This is a genomic window from Variovorax sucrosi (assembly GCF_051216635.1).
GTDB lineage: Bacteria > Pseudomonadota > Gammaproteobacteria > Burkholderiales > Burkholderiaceae_C > Variovorax.
In genome coordinates, this window is sequence record NZ_JBPJZU010000004.1 from 305189 (window position 1) to 320841 (window position 15653).

Annotated in this window: 15 protein-coding genes; 4 read left to right on the plus strand and 11 right to left on the minus strand. The window is 68.5% G+C overall.

Annotated features, from left to right (window positions below):
- The first annotated feature begins 13 nt into the window (after positions 1-13).
- The 3 genes from ACSFBE_RS10290 (at position 14) to ACSFBE_RS10300 (ending at position 2846) form a co-directional block, all read left to right on the plus strand.
- The gene (locus tag ACSFBE_RS10290) at positions 14-778 is read left to right on the plus strand and encodes an SDR family NAD(P)-dependent oxidoreductase (RefSeq protein ID WP_435490274.1); all 765 of its coding nucleotides are present in this window, start codon (positions 14-16) and stop codon (positions 776-778) included.
- Between the two features lie 62 nt (positions 779-840).
- Entirely contained in the window at positions 841-1818 is a 978-nt protein-coding gene (locus tag ACSFBE_RS10295; protein WP_435490275.1) for a Bug family tripartite tricarboxylate transporter substrate binding protein, read from the plus strand.
- A gap of 41 nt (positions 1819-1859) precedes the next feature.
- Entirely contained in the window at positions 1860-2846 is a 987-nt protein-coding gene (locus ACSFBE_RS10300; RefSeq protein ID WP_435490276.1) for a Bug family tripartite tricarboxylate transporter substrate binding protein, read from the plus strand.
- A 20-nt stretch (positions 2847-2866) separates the two neighbouring features.
- Here the strand turns inward: ACSFBE_RS10300 and ACSFBE_RS10305 are convergent, their stop codons facing one another.
- The 4 genes from ACSFBE_RS10305 to ACSFBE_RS10320 all read right to left on the minus strand — a co-directional run bounded on the left by ACSFBE_RS10305 (position 2867) and on the right by ACSFBE_RS10320 (position 7785).
- The gene (locus tag ACSFBE_RS10305; RefSeq protein WP_435490277.1) at positions 2867-3049 is read right to left on the minus strand and encodes a hypothetical protein; all 183 of its coding nucleotides are present in this window, start codon (positions 3047-3049) and stop codon (positions 2867-2869) included.
- A complete protein-coding gene (locus ACSFBE_RS10310) occupies positions 3046-4233 on the minus strand; it encodes a PepSY-associated TM helix domain-containing protein (RefSeq protein WP_435490278.1) in 1188 nt (395 codons plus the stop codon). The genes ACSFBE_RS10305 and ACSFBE_RS10310 overlap by 4 nt, the downstream gene beginning before the upstream one ends.
- 38 nt (positions 4234-4271) lie before the next feature.
- The gene (locus tag ACSFBE_RS10315; protein ID WP_435490279.1) at positions 4272-6356 is read right to left on the minus strand and encodes a TonB-dependent siderophore receptor; all 2085 of its coding nucleotides are present in this window, start codon (positions 6354-6356) and stop codon (positions 4272-4274) included.
- 121 nt (positions 6357-6477) lie between these two features.
- Entirely contained in the window at positions 6478-7785 is a 1308-nt protein-coding gene (locus tag ACSFBE_RS10320) for a hemolysin family protein (protein WP_435490280.1), read from the minus strand.
- A 22-nt stretch (positions 7786-7807) separates the two neighbouring features.
- On the opposite strand from ACSFBE_RS10320, the gene ACSFBE_RS10325 reads away from it, so the two are divergent.
- Positions 7808-8650: a symmetrical bis(5'-nucleosyl)-tetraphosphatase gene (locus ACSFBE_RS10325; RefSeq protein ID WP_435490281.1), complete on the plus strand. Its 843-nt coding sequence runs from the start codon at positions 7808-7810 to the stop codon at positions 8648-8650.
- Between the two features lie 3 nt (positions 8651-8653).
- Here the strand turns inward: ACSFBE_RS10325 and ACSFBE_RS10330 are convergent, their stop codons facing one another.
- Genes ACSFBE_RS10330 through ACSFBE_RS10360 form a run of 7 tightly spaced genes read right to left on the minus strand, consistent with a single transcriptional unit; the run spans position 8654 to position 15626 of the window.
- Positions 8654-9610, minus strand: a complete 957-nt coding sequence (locus tag ACSFBE_RS10330) for an ABC transporter substrate-binding protein (protein WP_435490282.1) — start codon at positions 9608-9610, stop codon at positions 8654-8656.
- Positions 9611-9634: 24 nt separating this feature from the next.
- A complete protein-coding gene (locus tag ACSFBE_RS10335; RefSeq protein ID WP_435490283.1) occupies positions 9635-10813 on the minus strand; it encodes a c-type cytochrome in 1179 nt (392 codons plus the stop codon).
- Positions 10810-11616 (minus strand): ABC transporter ATP-binding protein, encoded by an 807-nt coding sequence (locus ACSFBE_RS10340; protein ID WP_435490284.1) that lies wholly within the window; start codon positions 11614-11616, stop codon positions 10810-10812. Before ACSFBE_RS10340 ends, ACSFBE_RS10335 begins: the two co-directional genes overlap by 4 nt.
- On the minus strand, positions 11610-12683 hold the full coding sequence (locus ACSFBE_RS10345; protein WP_435490285.1) for an ABC transporter permease: 1074 nt from the start codon (positions 12681-12683) through the stop codon (positions 11610-11612). Before ACSFBE_RS10345 ends, ACSFBE_RS10340 begins: the two co-directional genes overlap by 7 nt.
- A complete protein-coding gene (locus tag ACSFBE_RS10350) occupies positions 12680-13678 on the minus strand; it encodes an ABC transporter substrate-binding protein (RefSeq protein WP_435490286.1) in 999 nt (332 codons plus the stop codon). The genes ACSFBE_RS10345 and ACSFBE_RS10350 overlap by 4 nt, the downstream gene beginning before the upstream one ends.
- Positions 13679-13698: 20 nt before the next feature.
- Entirely contained in the window at positions 13699-14517 is an 819-nt protein-coding gene (locus ACSFBE_RS10355) for a class II aldolase/adducin family protein (protein WP_435490287.1), read from the minus strand.
- Positions 14514-15626 carry an LLM class flavin-dependent oxidoreductase gene (locus ACSFBE_RS10360; RefSeq protein WP_435490288.1) on the minus strand — a complete coding sequence of 371 codons (1113 nt, stop codon included), beginning with the start codon at positions 15624-15626 and terminating at the stop codon, positions 14514-14516. The genes ACSFBE_RS10355 and ACSFBE_RS10360 overlap by 4 nt, the downstream gene beginning before the upstream one ends.
- Between the last annotated feature and the right edge of the window lie 27 nt (positions 15627-15653).

The window sequence follows — 15653 nt, forward strand, 5'->3', positions numbered from 1 at the left end:
AAGGAACACAACGATGGAAGACCTTCAAGGAAAAACCGCACTCGTCACCGGTGCCAGCACCGGCATCGGTGCCGCGGTGGCCATCGCCTACGCCGCCCGCGGCATGCGCGTCGCGGTGCACTACAACCAGTCGGCCGGGCCGGCACAAACGGTCGTCGACACGATCGTGAAGGCCGGCGGCGACGCCTTCGCCATCCAGGGCGACGTGCGCGACACCGCGGCCATCAGCCGCATCGTGCGCGAGACGCGTGCGCGGCTGGGCGGCATCGATGTGCTGGTCAACAACGCAGGCAGCCTGGTCAAGCGGGTGCCGATCGCCGAGTTCGACGACGCGCTCTTCGACGAGGTGATGCACATCAATGCCCGCTCGACGCTGGCTTTCTGCCGCGAGGTGGTGCCGCTCATGCGCGAGCGTGGCAACGGCGGCTGCATCATCAACGTGTCGTCGGTCGCCGCACGAACCGGCGGCGGTCCCGGCGCCTACCTGTATGCCGGCTCGAAGGGCTTCGTCAGCACCGCGACGCACGGCCTTGCGAAGGAACTCGCGCCCGACGGCATCCGCGTCAATGCGGTGGCGCCCGGCGTGATCCTGACACCTTTTCAGGACCGTTTCTCGACACCGGCCCTGCTCGAATCCTTCAGGGCCTCGATTCCGATGGGCCGGATCGGCGAACCAGACGACTGCACCGGCGCCTTCCTCTATCTCGCCTCGAAGCAACTGTCGGGCTACGTCACCGGCCAGGTGATCGAGGTGAACGGAGGTCAGTACATGCCCTGACCCGGCGCTGCGAATCGCTCGCCCTTCCTCCTGTTCAAGACCTATAAAAGAGACAAAGATTCATGAGAAAAGCATTCCTGCGCGGCGCTGCTGCGCTGTCGATCGCCACCACGCTGGCGATGGGCCTCGCACCGGCCGCTTCCGCCCAGAGCAGCAACTTTCCGAACCGCAGCATCGAACTGCTGGTGCCCTACCAGCCGGGCGGCGGCACCGATGGCCTGGCACGTGCCTTTGCCGAGGCCAGCCGCAAGCACATCGACCAGAGCATCGTGATCGTCAACCGGCCGGGCGCCGGTGGCGCCATCGGCTGGACCGAGGTCATCAATGCCAAGCCCGATGGCTACAAGCTGGCGGTGCTCACGGTGGAATTGCTGACGCTGCCGCACCTGGGCCTGGCGAAGTTCAACTACGACGATTTCCAGCCGATCGCCCAGCTCAACGCCGATCCGGCCGCAATCACGGTGAAGGCCGACGCGCCCTGGAACACCGTCGAGGAATTCCTCGCCGCGGCGAAGAAGTCGCCAGAGGGCGTTCGCGTGGGCAATTCGGGCAACGGCTCGATCTGGCACCTGGCTGCCGCCGCGCTCGAAGACAAGACCGGCACCAAATTCAGCCACATCCCCTTCCAGGGCGCCGCGCCCGCGGTACTGGCACTGCTTGGCGGCCACATCGAAGCGGTCGCGGTCAGCCCGGCCGAAGTGACGACGCATGTGCAAGGCGGCAAATTGAAGGTGCTGATGGTGATGGCCGACAAGCGCGTGAAGGGCTTCGAGAAGGTGCCCACCGCCAAGGAGCGCGGCATCGACCTCTCCATCGGCACCTGGCGTGGGCTGGGCGCGCCGAAGAACACGCCACCCGAGGTGATGGCGCGCCTGCGCGAAATCACGGCCAAGACGGCGGCCGAGCCGCTCATGCACGAGGTGATGGACAAGCAGAACCTGGGCTACGTCTACACCGACGGCACCGTCTTCAAGGAGACGCTGGCCAAGGACAACGCCTACTTCAAGGCGCTGATCGCCAAGCTCAACCTGAAGCCCTGAGCCCGGCTTCGCATCCCCAATACGCATCCACGGAGACCACCATGCAACGCCGCACCCTGATCCAGACCGCCATCGCCGGCCTCGCCGCCAGCGCCCTGCCCACCTTCGCGCAGGGCACCTGGCCCACCGGCAAGGCCATCACCTACCTGGTGCCCTTCCCGGCCGGCGGCACCACCGACGTACTCGGCCGCCTCATCAGCCAGAAGCTGGGCGCGGTGCTCGGCACCAGCGTCGTCATCGACAACCGCGGCGGTGCCGGCGGCAGCGTCGGCTCGGAGATCGCCTCGCGCGCAGCACCCGACGGCTTCACCATGCTGGGCGGCACCGTCAGCTCGCACGCGATCAATGTGAGCCTGTATCCGAAGATCGGCTACGACCCGATCAAGTCCTTCGCGCCGGTGACGCTGATCGGCACCAACCCGGTCGTGCTGGTCGTCAACGCCGCGAGCCCCTACAAGACGCTCAAGGACGTGCTCGAGGCGAGCAAGACCAAGCCCGGCGGCCTCTCGTCGGCCTCGGCCGGCACCGGCACCTCGCAGCATCTGTCGATGGAACTGCTGGCCTACAAGTCGGGCGTGAAATTCACGCACGTGCCCTACAAGGGCAGCGGTCCGGCGATTCAGGACGTGATCGGCGGCCAGGTCGACATGATGTTCGACACCACCGTGGTGGCGGGGCCGCACATCCAGAGCGGCAAGCTGCGCGCCATTGCCGTGACCTCGGCCAAGCGCCTGGCGTCGATGCCGAACGTCCCCACGGTGGCCGAATCCGGCGTCAAGGGCCTGGGTGATTTCGAGGTGGTGTCCTGGCAAGCCATCTTCGTGCCCGCCGGCACACCGGCGCCGGTCGTCGAGCGCTTGCACACCGAGATCCGCACGATCCTCGCGCAGCCCGAGATGCAGGAGAAGATGAAGGGCTTCGGCATGGAGCCCGCCGACATGTCCACCACGCAGATCGCCGCGTTTCAGAAGGCGGAGGTCGAGAAGTGGGCGCAGGTGATCAAGGCGGCGAACATCAAGGTCGACTGAGACCCCGCGCCGGCGTGTCGCTAGGGTGAGCGCCGCCAGCCGAACCAGGCGCACACCGCGACAGGGATGCCGAGCGTGAACCACGCCAGCATGTCCCCGCCGCCACCGTCGCTGAACAGCGCGGAGATCAGGCCCACGGTGGTGAGCAGGCCCATCACCAGCGGCCAGCCCCACAGGCGCCAGAAGGTATGGCGCGGCTTCATGGGCGGGCCTCCGTCATCGCGGCGACCGGCTGCGCGCCGGCGGCACCACTCGCAACGCCCGCCTCCGCCTTTGCCTTCGGCACGGGCACGCTGTTGCCGCGCTTGAGCCACAGGTACAGCCCGCTGCCCAGCACGATGATGGTGGCGATGTCGAGCAGCGCCCACAGGATCTGCATCGGCATGCCGCCGTAGTCGCCGAAGTGCAGCGGCTGCGACACCAGCAAGGCCGTCAGGTACCAGGGCAGCTTGGGCGCGGCCGTGACCTCGGTGGTCTTCGCGTCCACCAGCACCGGCTGCAGCAGCTTCGAGGTGAAGGGCTCGTTGCCTTTGAGGAACACCGTGGTGTGGTGCGGGCTCGAGAAGGCCGTGCCGGGGAAGGCGATGAACGACAGCTTGCTCTTGGGTGACTGCGCATAGGCCGCATCGAGCGACTTCTGCACCGAACCCCGCTCGGCCACGGGCGTGACCGGCTGGCCTTGGTACGGCGCCAGCAGTGCGCTGAGCTGGTCGTACTGCCAGTACTTGATCACCAGGTCGGCCCAGGTGTTGATCATCCCGGTGCCGCCGACCACGAAGGCCCACACCAGCGTCACGACGCCCAGCAGGTTGTGCAGGTCGAGCCACTTCAGGCGTGGACGCTTGTCGCGGCGCACCGTACCGAAGTCGAGCTTGCGCATGAAGGGCGAATACAGCACCACGCCCGAAACGATGGCCACCAGCAGCAGCAGGCCCATGAAACCGAGGAAGAGCTTGCCCGGCAGGCCGGCGAACAGGTCGACGTGCAGCTTGAACATCACGTACATGAAGCCTTCGTCGAACTTGGGCTGCGCCAGCACCTCGGCCGTGCGCGCATCGACCGCCACCGACTTGAAGTCGTCGGTGGGCGCGGGCGTCGGCGTGAGCGTGACGAACCACAGGCCGTCGTCGTCCTCGGGCTGCGAGACGAACTGCACCACGCGGTCGGGATGCTTCGACTTGGCGACCTCGAGCACGCGGTCGAGGCTGGCACGCGGCGTGTTCGCCGGCATCTTCGGCGCCTCGACCTCGGTGCCCAGCAGGTGGCCGATCTCGTGATGGAAGATCAGCGGCAGCCCCGTGATGCACAGCAGCAGCATGAACACGATGCAGACCAGGCTGCTCCATTTGTGGACCCAGGCCCAGGTCTTGATCTTTCGGCTGTTCATCGTGGTGTTCGTCTTTTGATTTCTTCAGGGGGCGGCGGTCAGAAGCGATAGGTCGCGCTCGCGACCACTTCACGGCCCTTGCCGTACCAGCAGTCGCCACGAGACAGGCAGGTGCTGAAGTACACCTTGTCGGTCGCGTTGTTGATGTTCAGCGCATAGCGCCATTGGGCGGTTTCGTAGGCCAGCACGAAGTCGAGCAATGCGACGCTCGGGATGCGAGGGCCGTAACCGCCGAAGGACGTGTCTCGGAAGTTGCCCATGTAGCGCACGCCCGCGCCGGCCGAGAAGCCCGGCAGGCCGGCGATGGCGAAGCGGTACTTGGTCCACAGGCTGGCCTGGTGCTTCGGCATGCCTTCGATCTGCGCATCGAGGTCGATGAAGTTGTAGTGCGCGATGACGTCCAGGTCGCGGCTGATCGAGCCCTTGGCTTCGAGTTCGACGCCCTTGTTCCGGGTCTCGCCCAGTTGGTTGAAGGTGTTGGGCTCCGGCTCGACGATCTGGTTCTTCTCGCGCAGGTCGTAGACCGCCGCACTGAAGGCCATGGCACGCGCCTTGGGCTCGTACTTGATGCCGGCCTCCCACTGTTCGCCGCGCAGCGGCCTGAAGCTCTGGCCCATGCGGGCCGACTGCGGCGTGAACGACTCGGTGTAGCTCACGTAGGGCGACCAACCCGAAGGCATCGCATACATCACGGCGAAGCGTTGGGTGTTGGCGCTGGTCTTCTCGTCCTCGCTGCCCTCCACGCCCGACACGGCGCGGTCGTGGCGCAGGCCGGCCAGGAAGATCCAGTGGTTCCACTTGATCTGGTCCTGCAGGTACAGGCCGCTGTTGCGCTGCGTGGTGCGCGGCAGCGCGAAGCGCTCGGGGTCGACGAGGTTGCCGTACACCGGCGCGTAGGCGTCGATCACACTCACGTCGTAGCCGCCCGACACGTTCTCGCGCTGGCGCGAGAAATCGGCACCGACCAGCAGGGTGTGCTGGACGTCGCCCGTGGTGAAGTGGCCTTCGAGGTGGTTGTCGACCGTGGCGATGCGGTTGCGTGTGAGCGAGCTGTCGGTGATGCGGCCGAGCAGGCGCTTGTTCACCGGGTCCTGGCCCCAACCGCCCGTGATGGTGAAGAAGTCGCCGTACGCGTAGCGGTTGTCGTTCTCGTTGTGCGCGACGCGGAAGTTTTGGCGCACGGTCCAGGCGTCGTTGAACTTGTGTTCGAACAGCCAGCCGAAACTCTTGCGCTCGCTGTCGTAGTAGTCGCTGGGCTCACCGATGAAACGGCTCGAGGGAATGCGGCCGTTCGGGTTCGACAAAATCGTGCCTTCCCAGGGCAGGAACTGCGAGCTCGTCCCGCTCTTGTCCTTCTGGTACATGGCCTGCAAGGTGAGCGAGGTGGCGGCGCTCGGGCGCCAGGTGAGCGATGGTGCGAGCAGGCTGCGGTCGTCGGGCACGTGATCGACCTGCGTGTCCGACTTGCGCTGCAGCGCGACGAGTCGGTAGGACCAGTCGCCGTCGGCCGTCAGCGCACCGGTCAGGTCGGCCTGGATCTGCTTGCGGCCCCAGTTGCCGAACTGCACGCCGACCTCGCGCTGCGTCTCGGTCAAGGGCCGCTTGCTCACCATGTTGAGCACACCGGCGGCCGTGCCCGAGCCGAAGAGCATGCCGGCCGGACCGCGCAGGACTTCCAGGCGCTCGAGGGCGTAGGGCTCGGTGCGGGTCGTGCTGGTGTAGTAGCCGTAAGCCTGGCGCAGGCCGTCGAGGTAGACGCTCGGTTCGCTGCCGCGGATGCGCACGGAGTCGGTCCGCGCGTCGAGCCCGTAGGCATCGGAGCGCACGCCCGCGGCGTAACCCAGCGCGTCCTGCAGGCTGGTGGCGCCCTGGTCGACGAGCTGGTCGCGCGTGACGACGGTGACGGCCTGGGGCGTCTCCGACAGCGGCGTGTCGGTCTTGGTCGCCGTGACGGCGTTCTTCGCGCGGTAACCCACCACCGGCGAGGTCGCGGATTCGCTTTCCGCGCTCGCGTCGACGCGCACTTCGGGAAGGGTCTGGGCTGCGGCCTGCACGGCCAGGAGGCCGAACGCAAGGGAAACGGCCGAGCGGCGGCCGAACGGCGAAGTGGCTGGCATCGTCATGAGATTGTGGAATGAGAAAGATTCTCATTCTATTCAACCTCACGACCCCCTTGTCAACGCCGTTCACACGGCGCGTGGGGGCACTCGACGGGCCTGGCCCTTCAGGGACTGGAACTCGGGGTCATGCACGGTCGGGCTCAGCGCCCGGATGCGCCACCACGCGGTCGATGCGGCGGCCGTCGAGCGCGACGACCTCGAAGATCCAGCCCGCGCATTCGATGCGCTCGCCGACGGCGGGCAACTGGCCCGACACCGCCATGAGCAGACCGGCCACGGTGTTGTAGCGGCCGCGCTCTTCCTCGGGCAGTTCCCGGATGCCGAGGCGCGCACGCAACTCCGACACCGGCATCAGGCCGTCGAGCTCCCAGGCGCCGTCCTCGCACTGGCGCGCCCAGGCGTCGGTCGTGGCGTTGGGCTGCAGTTCGCCGGTGATGGCTTCGAGCATGTCGCGCGGCGTCATCAGGCCCTGCACCACGCCGTACTCGTCGACCACGAAGACCAGACGCCCGCCGCGCACCCGGAACTGCTCCAGCAGTTCCATGCCCGTCAGCGTCTCGGGCACGAACAGCGCGGGTTGCGCCACGCTGTCGATCGTGCCCTCGTGCTGCGGCCCCAGCCGCAGCAGGTGCGCAACGCTGATGACACCGAGCACGTCGTCGAGCGAATTGCGACACACCGGGTACCACGAATGCACCAGGTTCAACGCACCGGCCGCCGCCACCTTCTGCAGGCTCGATGCGACGGTGTCGGTGGCATCCAGCCACTCGATGTCGGCCCGCGGCACCATCAGCGAACTGAGGCGGCGGTCGTCGAGGTGGAACACGTTGCGCACCATCTGGTGCTCGTGCATCTCGATGACGCCGGCATCGACGCCCTCCTCCAGGCTGGCGGAAATTTCCTCTTCGGTCACCGTGCGCGCTGCGTTGGAATCGATGCGCAGCAGCTTGAGCATCATCGCGGTGGCGCCCGACAGCAGCAGCACGAAAGGCTTGGTCCCGGTCGCCAGCGCGCGCATCGGCCGCGACACGAAGCGCGCCACCGGCTCCGGATACAGCTGGCCGATGCGCTTGGGCACCAGCTCGCCGAAGAGGATGGTGAAGAAGGTGATGCAGGTCACCACGATGGCGGTGGACGCCACGCTCGCACTGCCTGCGCCCATGCCCGCGCCTTCCATCCACACCGCCAGAGGCGCCGCGAAGGCGGCCTCGCCCACGATGCCGCTGAGCATGCCGATGGAGGTGATGCCGATCTGAACGCTCGACAGGAACTGGGTGGGGTCCTCCATCAGCTTGAGCGCAGCTTCGGCGCCGGTGTCCCCCGTTTCGGCCAACGCCGCGAGGCGCGCGCGACGGCTGGTGGAAAGGGCCATTTCGGACATTGCGAACAACGCGTTGAGCGTGGTCAGCAAGGCCAGCAAGAAGACATCCATGAACGGGGGAGAGAATGGGAACATGGCACTTTACTTGATCGGTGACGTGCAGGGCTGCGACGACGCCCTGCAGCACCTGCTCGACCACATCGACTTCTCCCCGAGCCGCGACACGCTCGTGCTGCTCGGCGACCTCGTCAACCGCGGGCCCGATTCGGCCGGCGTGCTGCGCCGCATGCAGCGGCTGGGCGGCGCGGCGCGCAGCCTGCTGGGCAACCACGACCTGCACCTGCTGGGCGTGGCGCACGGCGCCCGCAAGTCCGGGCGCAAGGACACGCTCGACGGCGTCCTCGACGCGCCCGACCGCGACGCGCTGATCGACTGGCTGCGTCAGCAGTCGATGGCGCTGCATCAGACCGTCGGCGGGCGCGATCTGCTGATGGTGCATGCCGGCGTGCTGCCGCAATGGAGCATCGGCGAGACGCTGGTGCTGGCGGCCGAGGTCGAGTCGGTGCTGCGCGGCCCGACGCTCGGCGAATTCGTGCGCACGATGTACGGCAACGAGCCCGCGCAATGGAACGACGCGCTCATCGGCACTGCGCGGCTGCGCGCCATCGTCAACGGCCTGACGCGGCTGCGTTTCTGCACCGCCGATGGCGTGATGGACTTCGACACCAAGGACAGTGCCGACGCGCCGCCCGCCGGCTACATGCCGTGGTTCGACGTGCCGGACCGCCGCGCGGCCGCCGCGACCATCGCCTTCGGTCACTGGTCGACGCTGGGCTGGATCGCACGGCCGGGCCTGATCTCGACCGACACCGGCTGCGTCTGGGGCGGCTGCCTCAGCGCGGCGCGCATCGGCGACACGCTCGACGCCATCGAGCATGTCGAGGTGCGCTGCGACGGGGCGCAGAAACCGGGCTGACCGTCAGCCTGCGACGAGAGCGAAGCCGGTGTCGAAGGTGCTCTTCACGTCGAGCGGCTGCTTGATCAGCCCGACCTGCCGGTAGAAGTCCGCCGTGCCCTGCTGGTCGGCAACGACCTGGGCGTCGATCGGCACCCACTTCTGCTGTCGGCGCGCGAACTGCAGCTTCGCGGCCTCCGGCGGGATGCCGATGATGCGGGCCAGCGCGGCCGAATAGGTGTCGACGTTGCGATTCGACCAGTCCTGCGCACGCACCACGCGCTGCAAGAAGTCCTGCAGCACCGGGCGCTTCGATGCGATCGCCGCGTCGGTCGCTGCCAGGTAGCTCAGCCCCGGCAGCAGGTCGCGCCCACTCACCAGCACGCGCGCATGGCCGCTCACCTCGGCGAGTGCAGTGTAAGGCTCCCAGGTCGCCCAGGCATCGACCGAGCCCTGCGTGAGCGCGAGCTTGGCATCGGCCGGCGCGAGGAAGCGGATGTTCACGTCCTCCGGCTTCAGGCCGGCGCGCGTGATCGCCTTGAGCGTGACGTAGTGGCCGATCGAGCCGCGGTTGGTGGCGACGCTCTTGCCCTTCAGGTCAGCCGCGTTCTTCAGCGTCGAATCGGGCCGCACCAGCACCGCCGTGCCGTAGGCGTCGGATCGATTGGCGCCGATTGCCTTGACGCGCGTGCCAGCGGCCAGCGCGAAGATCAGCGGCGCATCGCCGATCGGCCCGGAGTCGACCGCGCCCGCGTTGAGCGCTTCGGCGAGCGGCGCCGCGGCCGGGAATTCCGACCACTGGATGTCGTAGCCAACGCCTTCGAGCGCGCCGGCGGCTTCGAGCAAGGCACGCAGGCCGCCCTTCTGGTCGCCGGCCTTGAGCAACGGGCGCGCCTGCGCGAGGCCGATGGCAGGCAGCGCCAGCGCCGCACTGGCACCGAGCGTGCGGACGACGAATTGGCGACGGGAAATGGGGGACATGGTTTCTCCTTTGGAACGAGTGATTCAGTGGACGAAGCCGCCCTTGACGTAGCGCACCGGCTGCGCGTCCATGCGGGCGATCAGCGCGCCCAGCCCATCGGCAACAACGACGGGCTGTGCCGGACGCGGCGCGGCGTCGGTGCGGCACAGCAGGTCGTCGTCCGACCAGCCGGCCTGGCCGGGACGGCTGCGCGCGCGCAGCCAGCCGTCGCGGTCGGCGATCAGCGTGGTGCCGGCCAGCGATGAGGCACCGGTGACCAAAGCGAAGGCGGCCCAGGCGTCGGTGGCCTCGGACGCGTCGACCACGCAGCCGGCGCCATCGCGTGACGCGGCCTGCGCGTCCGGCGCGAGCCGCACGGTCACGAGCCGTGGGTCTTCGAGCGGCGCCTGCTTGTCGGCGGGTGCGTCGTCCTGCGCCACGATGCGCACGCGCTGCCCGCGCCAGCTCGCGAGGCGACGTGGCGATTGGCCTTCGCAGCGCACCACGACATCGGGCAGCGCCGCAGGCAATGCCCAGACGCCGGTCGTGCGCAAGGTCTCGCCCGCCGCCTGCGCCTTCATGAAATCGATCAGTGCCCAGGCCTCGTCGACGCGCAAGCGTTCGCCGAAGGCCGGCATGCTGGTCGCACCGTCACGGCCGCGCATGCCGTGCATCACGTGCCACAGCAGATCGCCGTCCGCACGCCGCCACAGCAGCGAGCCCGCGAGGTTCGGCGGTGACATCGAGCGACCATTGGCCAGCACCCCCTGCCCGCGCCCGTCCGCACCATGGCAACCCACGCAGTGCTGCGCATAGAGCGTGCGACCCTGCGCGATCGACTGCACGGTGAAACCGCTCGGCGAACGATGGAAGCTCGCGGGCGTTGCCGGCACCCAGAGGACACGTGCATCCGGCCAGGGCGCAACCAGCAGCAGCAAGGGGACGGCGACGAGCACCCCCACCCGCCGGCGTCGCCAGACCCAGGCCAGCAGCAACAGGACGACGACCAGCGCGATGACGGCCAGGCTGCCGGCGAGCCGCCGCGCCTGGCCCAGGTCGATCAGCAGGTTCTCGCCGGAGAGCTTCAACGCCCACGGCCACGCCGGTTGCCCGTGGGCCGCACCGGCCAGGCCCAGCGCCGCGAGCGCCTGCAGCACCGCGACCTGCGCGCCTTGCAGCAGCCCGATCAGCGCGTTGAGCCAGCCGTCGTCCGCCCCCGTCACCAGGTCGCGTCCAGCCCGAGATGCCGCAACGCTTCGTGCCGCAGTTGCGCCAGCCGCGGATGCCCGCGATGCCGCGGGTACGGCAGGTCGACCACCAGCTCCGCCGCGATGCGCGCGGGGCGGTCGCTCAGCACGATCACGCGGTTGGCGAGAAACAGCGCCTCTTCCACGTCGTGCGTCACCAGCAGCGCCGAGAAGCCGGCGCGCTGCCACAGGTTGACCAGCTCGCTCTGCATCGCGATGCGCGTGAGCGAATCGAGCTTGCCGAGCGGCTCGTCGAGCACCAGCAACTGCGGGTCGTTGACCAGCGCACGCGCCAGCGCCACGCGCTGCGCCATGCCGCCCGAGAGCTGGTGCGGAAAGCTCTTGGCGAAATCGGTGAGGCCGACCAGCGCCAGCGCATCGTCGACACGCGAGCGCTGCGTCTTCAGCAGCCCACGCGCCTGCAGGCCCAGCGCGACGTTGTCCCAGACCGTGCGCCACGGGTACAGCGTCGGGTCCTGGAACACGACGATGCGCGACGGGTCGGGCCGGGTGATGGGCTCGCCGTCCTGCGCGATGCGGCCGGTGGTGGCCGGCTCCAGCCCGGCGACCAGCCGCAGCAGCGTCGACTTGCCGCAGCCGCTGGGGCCGAGCAGCGCGACGAACTCGCCGGGCTGCACCTGCAGGTCGATGCCGTCGAGCACCTGCAGCACGCCGCCCTGCTGCTTGAACCAGTGGCTGACGCCTTCGATGTCGATGCGCGCGCCGCCCGGCGCGGTGGCCGCTTCGCTCGCGACGGATGCCGATGCGACGCTCACCATTTCACCGTCCCCTTCTGCCAGGACAGCGCGCGGTCGCGCACGGTGAACAGCAGCGTGATCAGCCCCGAGCACAGCACCGCCATCACCAGCAGCGCCGCGTACATGTTGGCGTAGGCGGCCCAGCCTTGCGCCCACTGCAGGTACCAGCCCAGGCCGGCCTTCACGCCCATCATCTCGGCCGTCACCAGCACGGAGAACGAAGCGCCCAGGCCCATGAAGAGACCGACGAAGACCTGCGGCAGTGCGGCGGGAATCGCCACGCGCAGCACGAGGAACCATTCCGATGCACCGAGCGTGCGCGCCACGTCGTAGTAGCTCTTGTTGACCGAGGCCACGCCCGACCAGGTGAGCACCGCCACCGGGAAGAAGGTCGCGAGCCCGACCAGGAACACCGCCGCCGCATAGCTCGACGGCGCAAAGAAGAAGGCCAACGGCAGCAGCGCCGACGCGGGCACGGGCCCGAGGAAGCGCAGCACCGGATGCACCCAGTAGCCCGCGATGCGCGACCAGCCGATCCACACGCCCGTGCCGAAGCCCACCAGCGCCCCGAGCACGAAACCGTGGGCCAGCAGCCGCAGCGAATGCGCGGTCGACAGGCCCAGCCGCGCCCAGTCTTCGTAGGCCACGTCGATCAGGCTCTGCGGCGGCGCGAAGAAGGGTGGCGGCAGCGCGCCGAGTTTGGCCGTCAGCGTTTCCCACAGCGCAAGCAGCAGCGGCGCGGCGATGAGCCATTGGCCTGCCGGACGCAGCGTTCGGCCGACGCGGCCTGCATGCGAACCGAGCAATGCGACACCCAACAGCACCAGGCCCACGACCAGCGCGACGATGCCGAGCTCGGTCGTGAAGGCCCAGTCGCTGAAGCCGACTTCCTTGTTCGGCCAGGTGAGCGTGAGCGCGCCGAAGGCGAACCAGGCCAGGGCCGCGACGATGCCGGTGCGCCAGAGGCCGGTGGCGACGACGTCCTGCAGCGATGCGGGAACGGCCGTGGCGGTTGCTACGGGCGACCGAGCCGGCAACGGCGCCGCTCGTTCGACACGTCTACCGAAAAGCTGATCGGCGGTCGTCATGCCAGCACGTCCACCGACACGTGGTTCGCCAGCTTCACCGGATCGGTCGACGCCTTGAGCACGCCCACCGACCGGAAGTCGCGCGCATAGAACTCGACCTCGTCGCGCAGGCTCTTGCCCGTCGGGTGATGCCCGTGCGTGAGCGTGCCCAGCAGCGCCTGCAGGTCTTCCACCGGCACCTTGGGCGAGTACTTGGCGAAGAGCTTGGCCGACTCGTTGGGGTTCTCGGCGACGAAGTCCGACGCCTGCACGATCGATCGCACCAGCGCGGCCACCGTCGGCTTGTCCTTGCGCACCAGCTCGCCGCGGGCACCGACGATGCAGCAGACCTTGTCCTTGTATTCGCCCGACAGGTTCGACGCGAGCTCGACGTAGCGGCCCTTGTTGCGCTTCTCGATCAGGTAGAGCGTCGGGTCGCCATCGGCAATCGCCTGGATCTCGCCCTTGTTCACCGCGATGTCGAGCAGGTCGGCCGGGTACTGGCGCCAGGTCACGTCCTTGTCGGCGTCGATGCCGTTCTTCTTCAAGAGGATCGAGAAGAAGTTCTTGCCCGGGCTCGCGATGTCCGAGACGCCGATGGTCGTGCCCTTGAGCTTCTGCAGGTCGGTGATGCCGGCTTCCTTCACCCCCACCAGCCGCACGCAGCCGCCGTGCGAGCTGCCGACGATCTTCACGTCGAAGCCCGACTCCAGCGGCTTGAGCCAGCGGTGGATCATGCCGACCGCGGCATCGGCCTTGGCCGTCGCGAGCGACTCCAGTAACTGGTCCGTCGAGCCGGTGTAGTTGATCAGGTCGACCTGCAGGCCGTTCTTCTCGAAGTAGCCGCGCTCCTGCGCCACCACCACGGGCGACAGGCAGAAGGCCGTGGCGTTCCAGGCGAAGGTGAGCTTGCGCGGCTGCGACCAGGCACGCGAGGCGAGGAGGCCGCTGGAGGCGACGATGGCGGCCGCGCTGCTGGCGCGCAGCACGCTGCGGCGGGACAGGGAATGGATCATGGGTTCTCCGCAGGTCGTGGTCAGTCGAGCAGTTCGGGTTCGGCTTCGACGAGGCCTTCGTACAGGCTCTCGAAGGAATGCAGCGCGCCCTCGGGGCCGCCGATCTGGCCGTGCGTATGCCGCGCGGTCGCCTCGTCGATGGGCTGCGGCGCGCCGGCGGCTTCGGCCAGCAACTGCGTGTGGCAGGCGTTGTCGAGCGCGATGTACCACCAGGCGGCGGCCTCGACCGTCGGGCCGGCGGTCAGGATGCCGTGGTTCTTCAGGATCGCACCCTTGCCGTCGCCCAGGGCTTCTGCGATGCGCTCGCCTTCGCTGCCGTCCACCACCATGCCGGTGAAGTCGTCGAACAGCGCGACATCGCCGTGGAACACGCAGCTGTCCTGCGTCAGCGTGTCGAGCTTTCGGCCGAGCGTCGACCAGGCCTTGCCGTAGGTCGAGTGCGTGTGGGCCGCCGCGATGATCGTCGGGTTGTGCTCGTGGATGGCCGCATGGATCGCGAAGGCGGCCTTGTTGAGCGGCCGGTCGCCGATCACGGTCTCGCCCTTCGCGTTGACCAGCAGCAGGTCCGACACCTTGATGCGCGAGAAGTGCACGCCCAGCGGGTTGACCCAGAAGTGGTCGGTCAGCTCGGGGTCGCGCGCCGTGATGTGGCCGGCCAGGCCCTGCGCGAAGCCGAAGCGTGCGAACAGGCGGAAGGCGCCCGCCAGCCGCTCCTGGCGATGGCGGCGCTCGGCCTCGACGCTGGTACGGCGCGGCGGCGTGTCGAACCAGAACTTCTGCTTGGGGTTCGGATTCAGCTTCAACTGCGAAGCCCGGTCGATCGACAGAACGGCGCTCATGCGGCTTTCCTCTTCGCAGCGATACGCTGGGCCACCAGCGCGTGCGTGCGCGGGATCAGTTCGCGGCCGAAGTCGGTCGCGTCTTCCAGCGGGTCGAAACCGCGGATGAGGAAGGTGGTCACGCCCAGGTCGTAGTAGTCGAGCAGCGCGTCGGCCACCTGCTCGGGCGTACCGACCAATGCGGTGCTGTTGGAGCGTCCACCGATCTCCTGCGCGACGGCGGTCCACAGCAGCTTGTCGAGCCGCGTGCCCTTTTCCGCCGCGGCCAGCAGGCGCTTGGCGCCTTCGCTTTGCTGCGGCCCACCGCGGCCGAAGCCCTGCACCACGCGCAGGCGCTTCGTCTCGGCCAGGATGGCGTCGGCGCGGGCCCAAGCCTTCGCCTCGGTCTCGGCCAGGATCGGCCGGAACGACACCGAGAAGCGCACGCTGCGCCCGTGCTTGGCGGCCTCGGCCCGCACGCGGCCGGTGAGCTCGCGCACCTGGTCGAGCGACTCGCCCCACAGCGCGTACACGTCCGCATGCTTGCCCGCCACGGGAATGGCGGCCGCAGATGCACCGCCGAAGTACACCGGCACGTGCGGCTTGCCATTCAATGTCTGCGCCGGCTTGACCTCCGAGAAGGCCTTCTCGGCGTGGTAGTGCGCGCCCTGGTGGTCGAAGGGCTTGTCGGCCGTCCACACCTTGCGCAGCACCTCGAGGTATTCGTCGGTGCGTGCGTAGCGCTGGTCGTGATCGAGCCAGTCGCCGTCGCGCCGCTGCTCCTCGTCGGAGCCGCCCGAGATGTAGTGCACCGCCAGCCGGCCGCCGCTGAACTGGTCGAGCGACGCGAACTGCCGCGCCGCCAGCGTGGGCGACACGAAGCCGGGCCGATGCGCCAGCATGAAGTGGATGCGCTCGGTGACTGACGCGGCGTAGGCGACGGTCAGCGTCGCGTCGGGGCCGGTCGAATGGTGCGGCACCAGGATGCGGTCGAAGCCGGCCGCTTCGTGCGCCTGGGCGAAGGCCCGCACGTAGTCGCGGTCGATCGCCGGGCCTTTGGCCGCGTGGATCTCCGAGACCTTCTGGGTCTGGATCATGCCGATGAATTCGATGGGGCTGTCGTGGCTCATGGGGGTCCTCGTTCGATGGTTCTTGGA